A 15,008-nucleotide genomic window follows, 5' to 3' on the forward strand; every position below is an offset into this window, starting at 1 on the left:
GGAGGGCGGGGCTTCGCGGGGGGGTCACTTTCCCTTCGGCCCCGCCTCCGGCGGCAGGACGGACACGAAGACGGACTGCTGGACGTAGCTGACGGTGTTCGTCGGTTCGTCACGGACGGCCAGGGACAGCCTCTGGCCGCCCGGGATCATCAGGAGGCGAACGTCGTAGACGAAGTCCCGTCGGGAGAGGTTTCCGAGCTCCTTCGCGTCGACCTCGACCGGGACGACCTGGTTCGCGAGCTCGGACTGCTTGCCTTCCGAGTCGACGACGATGAAGTAGAGGATCACGCGGCCCCGTGCCGTCGGGCCCTCCGGAAGGAGGGTGATCCGGCTGAACGGCACGCGGATCCGGATCGGGACGAGATAGTTCCGCTCGTCGGCCGGGGCGGGCTGGCCGACCTCGACGCCGACGGCGAGAGGGTTGTCGTCGCGCGCGAAGTAGAGGGCCGAGGTGACCCCCTCGGTGATGCGCGTCTCGATCCCCTTCTCGACGTAGCTCCGCCGGGAGCGCGCCACCAGCCCCTTCTTCTTCATCTTCACCTGCACCTTGCGCGGGCGTTCGCCGCCCGACTTCAGGCTCCGGTACCCGACGGAGTAGTAGGAGGAGTAGTCGCCCTGCATGTCCTTCAGCGGGCCCATGACGTCGTTCCGGTTCAGGATCGCCTTGCCGCCCGTTTCCTCGGCCATCAGCTGGATCATCGACTGCAGGTTCGTCCTCTCGATGAAAGGGTCGATCTTGGCCTCGGTCGTGCGGTTCTCGGCGCTGATGCCGGAGTCGATCGAGAGACCGGATGCGTCGACCATGTACATCGAGACCCCGGCCGCGTTGGCGGCCCGGATGATTCCGAGGTACGCAGACGTCTTGTCGAACTCGAACTGCGAAAGCCCGCCGGTCTGGGTCCGGAACTTGTCCTGGACGTACTTCCACAGCTCGGCTCCGGGGGACTGCGGCAGCCCCTCGGACAGGTGCAGGAGGATCTTCCGCCCCTCGACCCCGGCGAGCTGGTCGATCGTCTTCTTCAGGGCGTCCACGGTGAAGTCGATGTCGTTCTTGTAGGCGAGCGCGTACTGCCGCGCCTCCGTGAACGCCTCGGTCTCGGAGGTGGAGTCGTCGATCCGCCGGAGGATGTCCCTGCGCTCGCTGAGGCGGGTCTGGCCGAGGGTCGAGAGGTCCTCCTGCTGCTTGAGGACGTCGGAGATCTCCCGGCCGTCGTTCGTGAACTTGCGGCGCACCTTCAGCGTGCGGTCCCAGGTGACGACCATCGCCTCGACGTTGCCCGACACGTTTTCGCGGACCCACGTCTGGACGCCCCTGAGGACCCGGTTCCGGTTGAACGGCTGCAGGCTGAGGTTGTCGATGAAGATGACGATCCGGGTCCTCGGCACGGGAAGCGGCGCGACCGCAGGATCGGCGGGCTCCGGAGCGGGTTGCGGGACGACGGCCGGAGCGGCCGCCGGCGGCGTTGCGGCTGTCGGCGCCTCTCCTGGAACCGGCTCGTCGCCGAAGTAGACGACCCGGCCCCCGTCGACCGCGTAGAAGTTCGTCAGCGGCTGGAGCTGCCCGTCCTCGAAGACGTCGAAGTCCCCCTTCGTCAGACCCCGGATCCTGTTTCCCTTCGAATCGGTCACGACGACGTCGATGTTCGTGACCGTGACGTCGACGTTCCGGACGAGGGGACCGGGCCTCGGCGTGGGAGCCGGACCCTGCGGCGCAGCCGACAGGACGAGGGCGGGAAGGACCGCGAGAAGCGCGGTCGCGACGGCGGGAGGAGACGGCCTGGAGAACACCATGTCGACATTCTACGGATCCCGGAATGCCCGGCCGAAGGGACCCGTTCCGAGAGGACTGCTCCAGTCCCCGATCCGCCCGTTTTCAGAGGAGTTTTCCGCTTGCACTTCCTCCCGCGCTCCCTGAGAATGACCGCCTCGAATAACGGCCGCCCCGGGCCCGGTGGGCGCGCGGACGTTCCGAGAGGTCGAGGGAAGATCCGGAGGTCGGGGCTGAACAAGCCGCAGCTGGAAACGGACGCGGAGACAGAGAACGGCGAGGCGCGCGCGGACGCGGTAATCGCCGAAATTTTCTTCTCCGTCGTCGAAAGTGCTCGTCGGGTTCGGCTCTCCTGCGGGAGGAACCTGCGGTGACGGGTCAGCTCGCTCCTCCCTTCGACACCTTTTCGGGACGCCAACCGAACGCACACCGAGGAAAGCGGGCGACGGGGAGCAGCGAAAGATATGTCTGACCGGGAACGGGACGGTGGTCTCCCGGGTCTCATGACCTCGGGCACCGTGGGTGCGCGAAAGGAGAGAGGGCCGATGACCGGAACCAGGACGGGGAGAGACTCCCGGACGAGCCTCCGGAGCCGGCTTCGCCGCGTGATGGCAGTCGGCGGGCTCATCCTGCTGGGAACGACGGCGACCGGGTGCCAGAAAGTCGTCGATCAGTTCAAGGCGAAGCAGGTCATCCGGAAGGGGAACGCCTACTTCAAGCAGCAGCTGTACGAGGACGCCCTGAAGCTGTACCAGGAGGCGATGGCGCTCGATCCGGAAGAGATCCGGATCAAGAAGTTCGTCGCGATGGCCAACATGGCCGTCTACAACCCGGGATCCGAGCACCCCAAGGACATCCAGGCCCTCGAGACGGCGATCAAGTACTTCAAGGAATACCTTGCCGCCAAGCCCGAGGACGAGAACGCCGCCAAGTTCCTCGTGACGACGTACATGAACTCCCGCCGGTACGACGACGCCATCCAGTACTTCAAGGACTGGATCAAGGTGCACCCCGAGGACCGGCAGGCCGTTCAGACCATCGCCATGCTCTACGCCAAGAAGGGTGACTTCGACCAGTCGATGGAGTGGCAGGACAACCTCGCCAAGGTCGATCCGACGAATGCCGAGGTCTTCTACACGATCGGCGTCACCTGCTGGGACAAGTCGTACAACACCCCGATGGACCAGATGGACGGCGAGGCCCGCAAGGCGCTGATCGACCGCGGGATGGTGGCCCTCGAGAAGGCCAACTCCCTGCGGGAAGACTACTTCGAATCGATGCTCTACGTGAACCTCCTCTACCGGGAGTACGCCAAGCTCGAGAACGACCCGACGAAGAAGGAGGAGCTCCTCGCCAAAGCCACCGAGTGGCAGAAGAAGGCCCTCGCCGCTCGCGACCGTGTCAAGCAGAAAGAACGCGAGGAAGCGGCAAGGAAGAACCCGCTCGAGGCGATCTGACGGGCCCGAGCGAGAGGACCGCTAACATGTTCGAAACTTCCCTCATCGAATCCAAGAAGCAGGCGGCGACCGGCAATCGCTGGCTTTCGGTCCCGATGTCGATCTTCCTGCACTTCGTCATTGGCGGGTCCATCCTGGCCGCGTCGATGTGGTTCATCGAGGAGATCCCGGAGCCGCCGATTCCGATCTCCTTCTACTCCGAGGCCGCTCCCCCGCCGCCTCCCCCGCCGCCTCCCCCGAAGGCCGCTCCCAAAGCCGCGCCCAAGGTCGAGCCGGTGAAACAATCGTCGAACATGGCCCCGATGATCGTCCCCGACGTCCTGCCGGTCGCTCCGACGGAGCCCGACAACTCGAGCGGCGCCGAGGGCGGCGTCGAGGGCGGTGTCGAGGGCGGTGTCGAGGGCGGTGTCATGGGCGGCGTCCTCGGTGGCGTCAAGGGTGGCGTCCTCGGCGGCGCAGCCCAGGTCGAAGAGCCTCTTCGGGTCGGCGGCGACGTCAAGGAGCCCGTCGAGATCTCCCGCGTGCAGCCGGTCTACCCCGAAGCCGCCCGGAAGGCCCGTCTTCAGGGCATCGTCATCCTCGAGGCGATCATCACGAAGGACGGGAACGTCGAGTCCGTCCGCGTTCTTCGGGGAATCAACCCGCTGCTCGACAACGCCGCGATGCGCGCGGTCCAGCAGTGGAAGTACAAGCCCGCGACCTTCAACAACCGGCCGGTTCCGGTCTACCTGACCGTGACCGTGACCTTCAGACTACAGTAACCAATCGCGAACGCGATCCCTAGCGACGCTGTAATTCAACAAGGAGGATCTCGCACCATGGAAATGGATTTTGCACACATCTGGGCCCAGATGTCCATCGCCGTCAAGGCCATCATGATGATTCTCGTGTTCATGTCGGTCTACTCGCTCGGAGTTTCACTCGAGCGCTGGTGGGCCTTCAGGGTCGCGAAGAAGCAGTCGGTGAAGTTCGCCATCGAGATCGGCCCTCTCCTCAAGCAGGAGAAGCTGAAAGAGGCGATCGACCTCGCCAAGAAGTACAAGGGCAGCCACATTGCCAAGGTGGTCTCGCCCGGTCTCCTCGAGTTCGCCTACGAAGCGCACGGCGGCAGCGTTGCCGGCCACGACGTCGTTGCGGCGGCCGAGCGCGCCATCGCCCGGGCTGCGATGATGACCGGTGCGGACATGCGGCGCGGCCTGGGCGGGCTCGCCACGATCGCCACGACCTCCGTGTTCGTCGGCCTTCTCGCCACGGTCATCGGGATCATCCGAGCCTTCCAGGGTATGGCGACCTCCGGCACGGGCGGCCTCGGCGCGGTGTCCGCGGGTATCGCCGAAGCTCTCATCGGAACGGCGCTCGGCCTCTTCGTCGCCATCCCGGCCGTCTGGCTCTACAACTACTTCCTCAACAAGATCGAGCGTTTCAACATCGAGATGTCCAACTCCTCCTCGGAGCTCGTCGACTACTTCATCAAGAGGATGGGCTCCCGGGCGGCCTGAGGAAGGTTGGCCGGGCTCGCTCCCGGCGGCCTTCCTCGGAACTGAACGGAGGACACAACGATGGCAATGCAAAACTTCGGAAACCGGCACGAGACGAAGAGTGAGATCAACGTCACTCCGCTCGTCGACGTCATGCTGGTCCTCCTGATCATCTTCATGGTCATCACGCCCATGCTGCAGAAGGGGAAACCCGTGCTGCTGCCGATGACCGAGCGCCCCGACAAGAAGCCCGAGACGGACAAAGAGCTCCTCATCAGCGTTCAGGCCGACAAGATGATCTTCATCGACGCCAAGTGGTACCCCGAGCCGGAATTCGCTGCGAAGATGCGGGAATACGGTGAGCGCTCGGCCAGCAAGGACGTGCTCATCAAGGCCGACAAGCAGCTCACCTACGGGGACGTCAAGAAAGTCATGAAGATGATCAAGGACGGGGGCTTCGAGAAGATCGCCCTGATCACCGAGCGGAAGACGGAAGAGTAGGAGGGTACGCCATGGGAATGGATGTCGGACCAAGCCAGGGCGGCCCGAAATCGGAGATCAACGTCACGCCCCTGGTCGACGTCATGCTGGTCCTGCTGATCATCTTCATGATCCTGCAGCCGATGCTCCAGATGGGATACGAAGTCAACGTGCCGCCCAACGCGCCGGCGGGTCTCCCGCCGCCGCCGTCCGGCGACCAGATCATCGTCTCGCTGACGACGAGCAACGAGATCTACCTCAACAAGGAGCGGGTCGACCGCTCCAACCTGCCGATCCGGCTCCAGGAAGTTCTCCGCAACCGCGGCAACAGGCCGGTCTTCTTCTCCTGTGAGGACGCCGTGAAGTACGACAAGGCCATGGAGATCATGGACGTCGTCCGGAACAACGGTGCCAAGAACATCGGAATCGTCATGGACTGGGTCAACCCCCTGGAAGCGGCCGCGCCGACTTCCTGAGACGGACCGGCTTCCCGCGCGGGCGGATCGGCCGTCCCGAGCCTATGTACCGTGCGTCCCCGGCCTCCCGCCGGGGACGTTTCCTTTAGGCGACGCCGTGCGAACGGCGACGGGCGGCCACGGCCTCCCCGCCACTCACCGCCCTCCCCTGCCGCTCCCCGGGAATCGAGCCTGGACGGGAAAAGGGCCCCGGTGGTGCGCACCGGGGCCCTCGGGGATCGCCTGGCGGCGCCGCAGGGGCGCGCCCGCTCAGATGAGGGTCGCGATGACGAGCGCGATCACCGACATCAGCTTGAGCAGGATGTTCAGGGACGGGCCGGACGTGTCCTTGAACGGGTCGCCTACGGTGTCGCCGACGACGGCCGCCTTGTGCGGGTCGGAGCCCTTGTAGTACTTCCGCCCGTCGACCTCGACGCCTTCCTCGAACATCTTCTTGGCGTTGTCCCAGGCGCCGCCCGAGTTCGACTGGAAGATCGCGAGGAGGACGCCGGTCGCCGTCACTCCCGCGAGAAGGCCCCCGAGCATCTCGGCTCCTGACCCCAGGCCGAGAAGCCTGGGGCCGAACCCGATGGCGACGGGCACGATGACCGCGAGGAGGCCGGGAGCGACCATCTCCCGGATCGCCGCAGTCGTCGAGATCTCGACGCACTTGCCGTACTCGGCCTTGCCGAGCGCATCCTCGAAGATCTTCTGGTCCTCGACGGGCCAGTCCTTGAAGTCCTTCCCGGAGTGGGCGTCCATCGCGAAGATCGCCGCCTTGAGCGCCGGGATCTCCGAGAACTGGCGGCGGACCTCCTGGATCATCGCCATCGCAGCCCGGCCGACGGCCGCCATCGCCATCGACGAGAACAGGAACGGCATCATGGCCCCGATGAAGAGGCCCGCCATGACCTCCGCCTTGGAGACGTCGATCGTCTTCAGGTGGGCGGCCGTCATGAACGCGCCGAAGAGGGCGAGCGCCGTCAGCGCCGCGGAGGCGATCGCGAAGCCCTTCCCGATGGCGGCGGTGGTGTTGCCGACGGCGTCGAGCTTGTCGGTCCGGCGGCGCACGTCCTTCGGCAGCTCGGCCATCTCCGCGATGCCGCCCGCGTTGTCGGAGATCGGACCGTAGGCGTCGACGGCGAGCTGGATGCCCGTGTTCGAGAGCATGCCGACGGCGGCGATCGCGATGCCGTAGAGCCCGCCGAAGTGGAACGCGCCGATGATCGAGGCAGCCAGGATCAGGATCGGCCAGGCCGTCGAGCGCATGCCGACGCCGAGCCCCGCGATGATGTTCGTGGCGGCACCGGTCACCGACTGCCGGACGATGGACATCACCGGCGCGGTGCCCGTCCCGGTGTAGTGCTCGGTGAGCATACCGATCGCGAGGCCGGCGAAGAGGCCGATGACCGTCGAGAAGAAGATCCCGAGTGAGGTGACGGTCCTCTCGGTCCCGTAGAGAAGGTCCTGGTAGACGAAGCTCGAGGGGAGCATTCCCCGGATGATGAAGAACGAGAGGACGACCATCACGATCGACGATCCGAACTCGCCGGTATTGAGCGCCCGCTGGGGCGACCCGCCCTCCTTGACCCGGACGAAGAAGGTCCCGCCGATCGAGGTCAGCACCCCGACGCCCGCCAGCGCGAGCGGGAGCAGGACCGCCGAGAGGCCGTCGAACCCGTCGGCCGTGAAGGCTTCCCCCGAGGGGAGCCGCGCGGCCATGAACGCGGCTCCCAGGACCATCGAGCCGACGATGGAGCCGACGTACGACTCGAAGAGGTCGGCGCCCATGCCGGCGACGTCGCCGACGTTGTCACCGACGTTGTCGGCGATCGTGGCGGGATTCAGCGGGTGATCCTCCGGGATACCGGCCTCGACCTTGCCGACGAGGTCGGCACCGACGTCGGCCGCCTTCGTGTAGATGCCCCCGCCGACCCGGGCGAAGAGGGCGATCGAGCTGGCGCCGAAGGAGAAGCCGGTGATGACCGTGATCGTCCGGTTCACGTCTCCGTCGAAGAACCTCGAAAAGAGCAGGAAGCAGGTCCCGAGGCCGAGGACGCCGAGACCGACGACGCCCATCCCCATCACCGAGCCGCCCGCGAAGGCGATCTCGAGCGCCGGGCCGAGCCCTCGCCGGGCCGCCTGGGTCGTCCGGACGTTCGCCTTCGTCGCGACTTTCATCCCGATGAGCCCCGCGAGGGCCGAGCAGAGGGCCCCCGCGATGAACGCGACCGCGACGAGGGGGTGCGACTCCTTCTGCAGGGCGCCGGAGATCCCGAGGAGGATCGCCACGACGACGACGAAGACCGCGAGGACCCGATACTCGGCTCGCAGGAACGCCATGGCGCCCTGCTGGATGGCCGCGGCGATCTTCACCATCCGCTCGTTGCCGGGGTCCTGCCGCGAAACCCAGGACGACTTCAGCCACGTGTACAGGAGACCGGCGAGTCCGAGCACCGGGATGATGTAGAGCAGCGTCTCTGCGTTCATGCGCCTCCGCTCCGAAATGGGGTCTTCGGGAGCCGGAAGGCTCCGAGCCGGCGGATGGTCTCACGCTCGGACCGCGGGGCCAAGGTACCCCCGGCCGGCACTCCCGGCCCGCCGACGCCGAATCCGACGGCCCGTCCACCCCTCGTCGGGGCATCACCCGTCAGAGCAGGAGCGAGAAGACCTCGTTCGAGAGGAGGACTCCGGTGCGGGTCAGGCGGACCCGGCCCGGCTCCCGCACGAGAAGGCCCGCCTCGAAGGCGTCGTCGATGCGGGCCCGATCGGAGGCCGGGAGGGTCGCGACGGCCGCGTCCCACTCCGGCTCGTCGACGCCAGTGGCCCTCCGGAGGCCGAGGAGGACCCCTTCCCGGCGGGCTGCGTCGGCAGGAAGCTCCTCTTCCGACACGAAGGCGGTGCCGTTCTCCTCTACGGCCCGAAGATAGGCAGGGATCGATCCGCTGTTCGTCCGCCGGGCCCTTCCGTCGAAGGAGGCGGCGGAGGCCCCCAGGGCGATGACGGGCTCGCGATTCCAGTACTTCAGGTTGTGGCGGCTTTCGTCGCCCTCCCTCGCCCAGTTGGACGTCTCGTAACGCGCCAGCCCCGCGGCCGCGCAGACGTCGTCGACCTCCTCCCACCGGGCGGCCATCTCGTCGTCGCCGGCGAAGAGCGCGGGCATCGCCTCTCTCATCGCGACGAGGCGGGGAGCCTTTTCGATCTCGAGGAGGTAGACCGAGACGTGACCGACTCCCGCCTCGAGGATCGTCCCGAGGCTCTGGCGGAGGCTTTCCTTCGACTGCCCGGGGATACCGATCATCAGGTCGGCCGAGACCCTCAGGCCTCGCGAGACGGCCCGGCGTAGGGCCCCGAGCGCCCCGGCGGCGTCGTGGCGCCGCTCCAGCGGCGCGAGCTCGCCGTCGCTGAGCGACTGGATACCGATCGAGAGCCGGTTCACACCGAGGTCGACGAGGGCCGAGAGGCGCCGGTCGTCGAGGTCGTCGGGGTTCGCCTCGGCCGATATCTCGGCGTCCGCTGCGACCCCGAGCACTTCCCGCAGCGTGGAGAGGACCCGGGCCAGGCTCGAGGGCTCGACGAACGACGGCGTCCCTCCTCCGAAGTAGACCGTGTCCAGCGGCCCCTCGACCTCCCCTGCACGCGCTCGCGCCTCGCGGGTGATCGCGTCGAAGTACGCGCTCTCCGTCTCCCTGCCTGTGACGGCGACGAACGAGCAGTACGTGCAGCGGTGCGCGCAGTAGGGAACGTGGACGTACGCGCCGGGTCGGCCCGTCACGAGCCGAGGAGCGCGCGAAGCCGGTCGTCGCGGGACGGGGCGCCTGCGGCTCCGAGGAGGCGCTCCACGTACTTCGCCAGGATGTCGACCTCGACGTTTACGAGGTCTCCCGGCCGGCGCCCGGAGAGGGTCGTGGCGCGGAACGTCTCGGGGATGACGGCCACGCGAACCTCCTCGGCGTCGAGCGCGGCGACCGTGAGGGAGATTCCGTCGAGGGCGATCGACCCCTTCTCCACGACGTACCGCGACCACGCCTCGCCGATCCGGATGCCGAGGGTCCAGAAGCCGCCGGTTCTCTCGAGGCGGGTCACGGGGGCCGTGGCGTCGACGTGCCCCTGGACCACGTGCCCGCCCATCCGGGCTCCCACGGCCAGCGCACGCTCGAGGTTCACCGGATCGCCCGGCCGAAGGGCCCCGAGCGTCGAGCGTTCGAGGCTCTCGGCGGAGACGTCGAACCGCAGGACACCCTCGCCTCCGCCGGGGACCAGCGTGAGGCAGACGCCGGAGACGCAGAGGCTCTCACCGCGAGCGACGTCGCCCCAGGCGTCCGGAGCGTCCAGGTCCAGGAGCGCGCCTCCGGCTTGCCGCCTGAGGGTCCGCACCGCGGTGCACGACTCGACGAGCCCCGTGAACACGTCGCGATCCTACGCCTCACCCGGCCACGAGAGCCGGCCTGTGACGCGGAAACCGTCCCCGAGAGGTGCCAGCTCGAGGCCCGCGAGGCGAGGCGCCTCGGCCAGGGTTGCGTAGCCGGAGCCGGAAAAGGCGGTTGGCGCGCCTCGCCCGCCGAGGAGGAGCGGGGCGTGGTAGGCCGTCACCCTGTCCGCGAGACGGGCCTCGACGAAGCCCCACGCCGTCTCGCCGCCCCCTTCCACGAGGAGTGACCGGACCTCGTGCGCGGCCAGCACGGCCAGGAGCGCAGCAAGGTCGACCCGGCCGGCTCCGCCGGACGGGAGCGACAGGACCCGAACGCCGCGCTCCCGGAACGGGTCGAGCCGCGGGCCGTCCGCATCCACGGCGGTCGCGAGCCACGCCTCGCCCGGGGCCTCCGGCGAGAAGACCCGTGCCTGTGCACCGACCCGCAGGCGCCCGTCCACGACGACGCGGCGATGCGGGACGATGGAGCGGTTCAAGCCGTCACGGCGTGTCAGGAGAGGGTCGTCCGCCAGGACGGTCCCGGCTCCGACGAGGATCGCGTCGCACTCCTCCCGAAGGCGCATCCCGTCTGCCCGGGCCTCGTCTCCGGTGATCCAGCGGCTCTCCCCCGTCGCGGTTGCGATCCTCCCGTCGAGGGACGCGGCCCACTTCAGGTGGACGAACGGACGCCCGGTCCGGACCGAAACGAGGAAAGGCTCGTTCAGCCTCTCGGCCCGCGCGGCGAAGAAGCCGGCTTCCGAGTCGACCCCGGCGGAACGGAGCCATTCGCGGCCCTTCCCCGCCGTCCGCGGGTCGGGGTCGAGCGTGGAGAAGACGACCCGCGCGACTCCGGCATCCACGAGTGCGCCCGCGCAGGGCGGGGTTCTCCCCTCGTGCGCGCACGGCTCCAGGTTCAGGACGACGGTGGCACCACGGGCCCGGCTTCCGGCCTGGGCGAGGGCGACGACCTCGGCATGAGGGCCTCCTGCCCGGTCGTGCCAGCCCTCTCCGACGATCTCGCCCCCCGACGACACGACCACGGCTCCGACGCGCGGGTTCGGCGAGGTGGAATACCGTCCCCTCTCGGCGAGCTCGAAGACCCGCTCGAAGGCTGCGGCCAGTTCAGTCATCGATGAGCGCCGAGGCGAAGCCGGCCGGGTCGAAGTCGAGGAGGTCGTCGACGGTCTCGCCCACGCCGACGTACCGCACCGGGATCGCCAGCTCGCGGACGATCGCGAGGATGACACCACCTTTGGCCGTCCCGTCCATCTTCGTCAGCACGAGACCCGTGACACCCGCGGCTCTCAGGAACTCGCGCGCCTGCGCGAGCCCGTTCATTCCGGTCACCGCGTCGAGGACCAGGAGGACCTCGTGAGGCGCCCCTTCGATCTCCCGCGCGGCGATCCGCCGGATCTTCGAGAGCTCTTCCATGAGGTTGTGCTTGGTGTGGAGGCGCCCCGCCGTGTCGATGAGGAGAAGGTCCGCCCCCCGGGCCTTCGCGATGGCACACGCGTCGAAGACGACGGCGGCCGGGTCGGCGCCCGGCCGGTGCTTGACGAGAGGGATGCCGATACGCTCCGCCCAGACCTCGAGCTGGTCGATCGCGGCGGCGCGGAACGTGTCGGCGGCGGCGAGGACGGGCTTTCCGCCGGACGCGGACGCGCGTGCGGCGAGCTTGGCGGCGGTCGTCGTCTTTCCCGTCCCGTTCACGCCGACCATCAGGACGACGCGGGGCTGGCCCGGTCCCGGCGCTCCGACGGGAGGACCCGGCACCGAGAGCCGCTTCTCGATCTCGGCCTTGAGGACCCGTCGGACGACGTCGGACTCCCCCGCGTCCCTCCGGCCCGCCTCGACCCGCACCGCCTCCACCAGCTCGGCAGCCGTCGCCGGTCCGACGTCGGCCGCGAGAAGCGCTTCCTCGAGCGCGTCGAGGGCCTTCGGGTCGGGCGAGAATCGGGCCTTGATCGCGTCGCCGACGCGCGCGACCAGCTCCGTGTGGGTCATGAAGAGCCCGCGCTTCAGGCGGGCCATCAGCGACGGCTTCGGTACCTCGGCCACGGCGTCCGTCCCTCTCAGCCGATCTCGGCGACGAGCTTCTCGCGCGCGGCGGCGAGCAGGGGCCTCGCGACCGACGGGATCCCGCCCCGACCGAACAGGGCGAGGATGAAGTAGCCGTCCTTGATGGAGGTGGCGAGGACGCGCCCGGCTTCGAAATCGAAATCGACCTCGGTCACGTCGCCGAGACCGCCGGCGGCCGCGGCTCGCCCGAGTTCCGTCGTCCACACCGAGTGGTAGGCGCCGAAGATCTCCAGGAGCTCCTGGTCGCCGAGGCTCGCGATCTCCTGCCCCTGCGGGTCGAGGAACGCGACGGCCCGCGCCTCGGGCGCGTCGAGGACCGGGCGGAGGACGTCGTCGAAGCTCATCGATCCCTTCCTGTTTGGCCCGGCTCCCCGCCGAGGAAGCGCCGCGCCTTCTTCGCCTCGTCGCTCTCCGGCGCGGACTGCACCGTCCGCTCCATGTAGCGGACGGCGAGGTCGCGCCGGTCGGTCGTCAGGAGGCAGAGTGCCGCGTTGTAGTTCGAGATGGCGTCCTTCGGGTCGTCCCGCAGGAAGAGGAGGAAGTCCTCGAGGGCACCCCGGAAATCCTCCAGCTTCATGCGGGCGAGGCCCCGCTCCCGGACCGCCTTCGCGTAGCCGGGGTCGTCCGCCAGGACCGTCGTCAGCTCGCGCTCCGCGTCCGCCCAGCGAAGCTGCTTTCCCCGGAGGAGCGCGAGATTGAAGCGGGCGTTGACGTGCTCGGCGGACGGCGGACGCGCGAGGACGGCCTCGAAGTCCGCCTCGGCGTCCGCGAGGTTGCCCGCCTCCATCGCCGCGACACCGCGATTGTTGAGAGGCTCGATGAGGTTCGGGTCCAGCCCGATCGCCTCGGTGAAGAGCTTCGTCGAATTGCGGTAGTCCTTCTTGTAGAGCAGCGCGAGGCCGAGCGCGTTGGCGACCTCCGCATTTCTCGGGTACGCCGCCCGGGCCTGGTTGAGCATGTGGATCGCTTCGTCGACGCGACCCTCCCGCAGCATGGCGAGCCCGTTGCGGAAGTCGACGAGGTCGGCGGTGAGCGCGCTCGGCTCGCGGGCGGCCTGGTCCCTTTCCAGCGCGGTCTTGCAGCCGGAGGACAGGAGGACCGCGGCGAGCGCCGCGGCGAGCGGCCACTGCCTCACGCGACCGCCTGCCGGGCCGCTTCGCCCACGACCTCGAGCTCGTGGCTGGCGAACGCCTGCTCGAGCGCGTCGGTGACCCGGGTGTCGTAGCGGGTCCCGGCGAACGTCTTGATGCGCGAGACGACGTAGTCGCTCTTCATCGCCTTCTGGTAAGGGCGCGACGTCGTCATGGCGTCGAACGTGTCGGCCACGGAGATGATTCTTGCGAGCATCGGGATCTCCTCGGCCGCGAGCCCTTCCGGGTACCCGGTCCCGTCCCATTTCTCGTGGTGGTACTTCATTCCCGGGATGATCCACTTCAGCTGCGGGATCTGCCCCATGATCAGGGCCCCCTTCACGGGGTGGAGCTTCATGACCTCGAACTCGTCGTCGGTCAGCGCCGTCGGCTTGCGCAAGATCCGGTCGTCGATGCCGATCTTGCCGACGTCGTGCAGGAGCGCGGCGATCCGCACTTTCCGCACCTCGTCCGCCGGAAGACCGAGGTTCCGGGCGATGGAGACGGAGTACCGTGCCACGCGCTCCGAGTGGCCGCGCGTATAGGGGTCCTTCGCGTCCACGGCAGCGGCGAGGGCGCGGATGGAATTCAGGAAGAGCTCCTGGTTCTCGCGGGCCGCGAGCTTCAGCTTCTCGACCGATTTCTCCAGCTCGCCCCCCATGTGGTTGAAGCCCTCCGCCAGCTCGGCCAGCTCGAAGGTTCCGGGGACCTCGACCCGCTGCGTCAGGTCCCCTTCCGACATCTTGCGGACCGAATCGGCCAGTGCGCGCACGGGCCGCGAAAGCGCGTTGGCCGCCAGGAACGCCGCGATGACGGCGAGGGCGACGGCCAGGGCCGCCACGAGCCACGAGGTCCGCGTCATCTGCGTCGCCGCGGCGAAGGCGCGTGCGACGTCCTTCTCGACGAGGACGCCCCAGTCGGGCAGGTTCGGCGCGGGCCCGACGGGCGATACCGTGCCCAGGACGCGCCGGGCCGAAGGCCCCTCGCCGCGTGAGTACGTTCGCGTGAGGCGGACCGGGTGCTGGACGAACTCCGAGACGAGCTCGACCTTCAGGAGAGGCTCGCTGCCGCCGATGGCCCCGACGTCGCTCGCCAGGACGAGGTTCCCTCTCCGGTCGACGATGTAGGCGACGAGGTCGCGCTTCTTCTCGAGCTCGAGGAGCGCACGGATCGGGGCGAGGGAGACGAACGCCTCGACGACCCCGACGACGCCCCCCTCCGGGGCGGACACGGGCACGGCGATGACGATTCCCGGATCGAGGAGCGAGGGAACGCGGAGGGCCTCGCCGACGTAGGTCGAGCCGCGCATCGCGGCCGCGAAGGCCCTGTTCAGCTCCTCTTCCAGCGCGCCGTCGATCTGCGCGGGCTGGATGACTCCGCCGAGGCGGTCGGCGTCGAGAGCGCGAAGAACGAGGAAGCTCGGCTCGGCATCCCGGTAGCGCGCGATGAGCGCCGTTCGGCCGACGAACGCGAAGGGGTCCTGGTCGGGCGCCACGGCGCGGGCCAGCTCGAGGCCGTCCCCGATCTTCGTGACCTGGACGAGCATCCGCCTCAGGAAGCCTTCGATCCCGTCCGAGAGCGTCACGGCGCTCCGGGTCAGGTACTGCTTCTCGGCCGTCTCGAGCGCTTCGCGGTTGATCGACACGAGCCGCATCGCAGAGAAGGCGAGGGGCACGATCGACACGACGACGAGAACCGCGATCAGGGCCGTCACGATCCGGAGCCGCGGCCTTCTGGGAATGGGGATCAC

At 68.5% G+C, this 15,008-nt stretch carries 14 protein-coding genes; 5 read left to right on the forward strand and 9 right to left on the reverse strand.

Annotation, left to right across the window (positions count from 1 at the left end; translation table 11 throughout):
- Positions 1–24: 24 nt before the first annotated feature.
- Positions 25–1,791 (reverse strand): VWA domain-containing protein, encoded by a 1,767-nt coding sequence (locus IPN03_02305; protein MBK9372585.1) that lies wholly within the window; start codon positions 1,789–1,791, stop codon positions 25–27.
- A 522-nt stretch (positions 1,792–2,313) separates the two neighbouring features.
- Here IPN03_02305 and IPN03_02310 point away from each other — a divergent pair.
- From IPN03_02310 to IPN03_02330, 5 genes are read left to right on the forward strand one after another with little or no spacing between them, the layout of a single operon-like run.
- Entirely contained in the window at positions 2,314–3,225 is a 912-nt protein-coding gene (locus IPN03_02310) for a tetratricopeptide repeat protein (GenBank protein ID MBK9372586.1), read from the forward strand.
- Positions 3,226–3,251: 26 nt separating this feature from the next.
- Complete coding sequence (locus IPN03_02315; protein ID MBK9372587.1) at positions 3,252–3,986, forward strand: energy transducer TonB; 735 nt, start codon at positions 3,252–3,254, stop codon at positions 3,984–3,986.
- Between the two features lie 57 nt (positions 3,987–4,043).
- The gene (locus tag IPN03_02320; GenBank protein ID MBK9372588.1) at positions 4,044–4,724 is read left to right on the forward strand and encodes a MotA/TolQ/ExbB proton channel family protein; all 681 of its coding nucleotides are present in this window, start codon (positions 4,044–4,046) and stop codon (positions 4,722–4,724) included.
- A gap of 60 nt (positions 4,725–4,784) precedes the next feature.
- Positions 4,785–5,204, forward strand: coding sequence for an ExbD/TolR family protein (locus IPN03_02325; protein ID MBK9372589.1), 420 nt, complete (start codon positions 4,785–4,787; stop codon positions 5,202–5,204).
- Positions 5,205–5,221: 17 nt separating this feature from the next.
- Complete coding sequence (locus IPN03_02330; GenBank protein MBK9372590.1) at positions 5,222–5,659, forward strand: biopolymer transporter ExbD; 438 nt, start codon at positions 5,222–5,224, stop codon at positions 5,657–5,659.
- 249 nt (positions 5,660–5,908) lie between these two features.
- Here IPN03_02330 and IPN03_02335 read toward each other — a convergent pair whose 3' ends face one another.
- The 8 genes from IPN03_02335 to IPN03_02370 form a co-directional block, all read right to left on the reverse strand.
- A complete protein-coding gene (locus tag IPN03_02335) occupies positions 5,909–8,128 on the reverse strand; it encodes a sodium-translocating pyrophosphatase (protein ID MBK9372591.1) in 2,220 nt (739 codons plus the stop codon).
- Between the two features lie 160 nt (positions 8,129–8,288).
- The gene (gene hemW, locus IPN03_02340; GenBank protein MBK9372592.1) at positions 8,289–9,413 is read right to left on the reverse strand and encodes a radical SAM family heme chaperone HemW; all 1,125 of its coding nucleotides are present in this window, start codon (positions 9,411–9,413) and stop codon (positions 8,289–8,291) included.
- Positions 9,410–10,048: a riboflavin synthase gene (locus tag IPN03_02345; protein MBK9372593.1), complete on the reverse strand. Its 639-nt coding sequence runs from the start codon at positions 10,046–10,048 to the stop codon at positions 9,410–9,412. Before IPN03_02345 ends, hemW begins: the two co-directional genes overlap by 4 nt.
- Before the next feature lie 9 nt (positions 10,049–10,057).
- Positions 10,058–11,179: a bifunctional diaminohydroxyphosphoribosylaminopyrimidine deaminase/5-amino-6-(5-phosphoribosylamino)uracil reductase RibD gene (ribD, locus tag IPN03_02350; GenBank protein ID MBK9372594.1), complete on the reverse strand. Its 1,122-nt coding sequence runs from the start codon at positions 11,177–11,179 to the stop codon at positions 10,058–10,060.
- Positions 11,172–12,080, reverse strand: a complete 909-nt coding sequence (gene ftsY / locus IPN03_02355) for a signal recognition particle-docking protein FtsY (protein MBK9372595.1) — start codon at positions 12,078–12,080, stop codon at positions 11,172–11,174. The genes ribD and ftsY overlap by 8 nt, the downstream gene beginning before the upstream one ends.
- A 41-nt stretch (positions 12,081–12,121) precedes the next feature.
- A complete protein-coding gene (locus IPN03_02360; GenBank protein MBK9372596.1) occupies positions 12,122–12,472 on the reverse strand; it encodes a hypothetical protein in 351 nt (116 codons plus the stop codon).
- A complete protein-coding gene (locus IPN03_02365; protein MBK9372597.1) occupies positions 12,469–13,263 on the reverse strand; it encodes a tetratricopeptide repeat protein in 795 nt (264 codons plus the stop codon). Before IPN03_02365 ends, IPN03_02360 begins: the two co-directional genes overlap by 4 nt.
- Positions 13,260–15,008, reverse strand: coding sequence for an HD domain-containing protein (locus tag IPN03_02370; protein MBK9372598.1), 1,749 nt, complete (start codon positions 15,006–15,008; stop codon positions 13,260–13,262). Before IPN03_02370 ends, IPN03_02365 begins: the two co-directional genes overlap by 4 nt.

Source organism: Holophagales bacterium (assembly GCA_016719485.1).
Lineage (GTDB): Bacteria > Acidobacteriota > Thermoanaerobaculia > UBA5066 > UBA5066 > UBA5066.

What these genes read in the sequence shown, in the direction of transcription:
- IPN03_02305 (MBK9372585.1), bottom strand. Translation starts at nt 1,791, where the DNA reads ATGGTGTTCTCCAGGCCGTCTCCTCCCGCCGTCGCGACCGCGCTTCTC.
- IPN03_02310 (MBK9372586.1), top strand. Translation starts at nt 2,314, where the DNA reads ATGACCGGAACCAGGACGGGGAGAGACTCCCGGACGAGCCTCCGGAGC.
- IPN03_02315 (MBK9372587.1), top strand. Translation starts at nt 3,252, where the DNA reads ATGTTCGAAACTTCCCTCATCGAATCCAAGAAGCAGGCGGCGACCGGC.
- IPN03_02320 (MBK9372588.1), top strand. Translation starts at nt 4,044, where the DNA reads ATGGAAATGGATTTTGCACACATCTGGGCCCAGATGTCCATCGCCGTC.
- IPN03_02325 (MBK9372589.1), top strand. Translation starts at nt 4,785, where the DNA reads ATGGCAATGCAAAACTTCGGAAACCGGCACGAGACGAAGAGTGAGATC.
- IPN03_02330 (MBK9372590.1), top strand. Translation starts at nt 5,222, where the DNA reads ATGGATGTCGGACCAAGCCAGGGCGGCCCGAAATCGGAGATCAACGTC.
- IPN03_02335 (MBK9372591.1), bottom strand. Translation starts at nt 8,128, where the DNA reads ATGAACGCAGAGACGCTGCTCTACATCATCCCGGTGCTCGGACTCGCC.
- ribD (MBK9372594.1), bottom strand. Translation starts at nt 11,179, where the DNA reads ATGACTGAACTGGCCGCAGCCTTCGAGCGGGTCTTCGAGCTCGCCGAG.
- ftsY (MBK9372595.1), bottom strand. Translation starts at nt 12,080, where the DNA reads ATGGCCCGCCTGAAGCGCGGGCTCTTCATGACCCACACGGAGCTGGTC.
- IPN03_02360 (MBK9372596.1), bottom strand. Translation starts at nt 12,472, where the DNA reads ATGAGCTTCGACGACGTCCTCCGCCCGGTCCTCGACGCGCCCGAGGCG.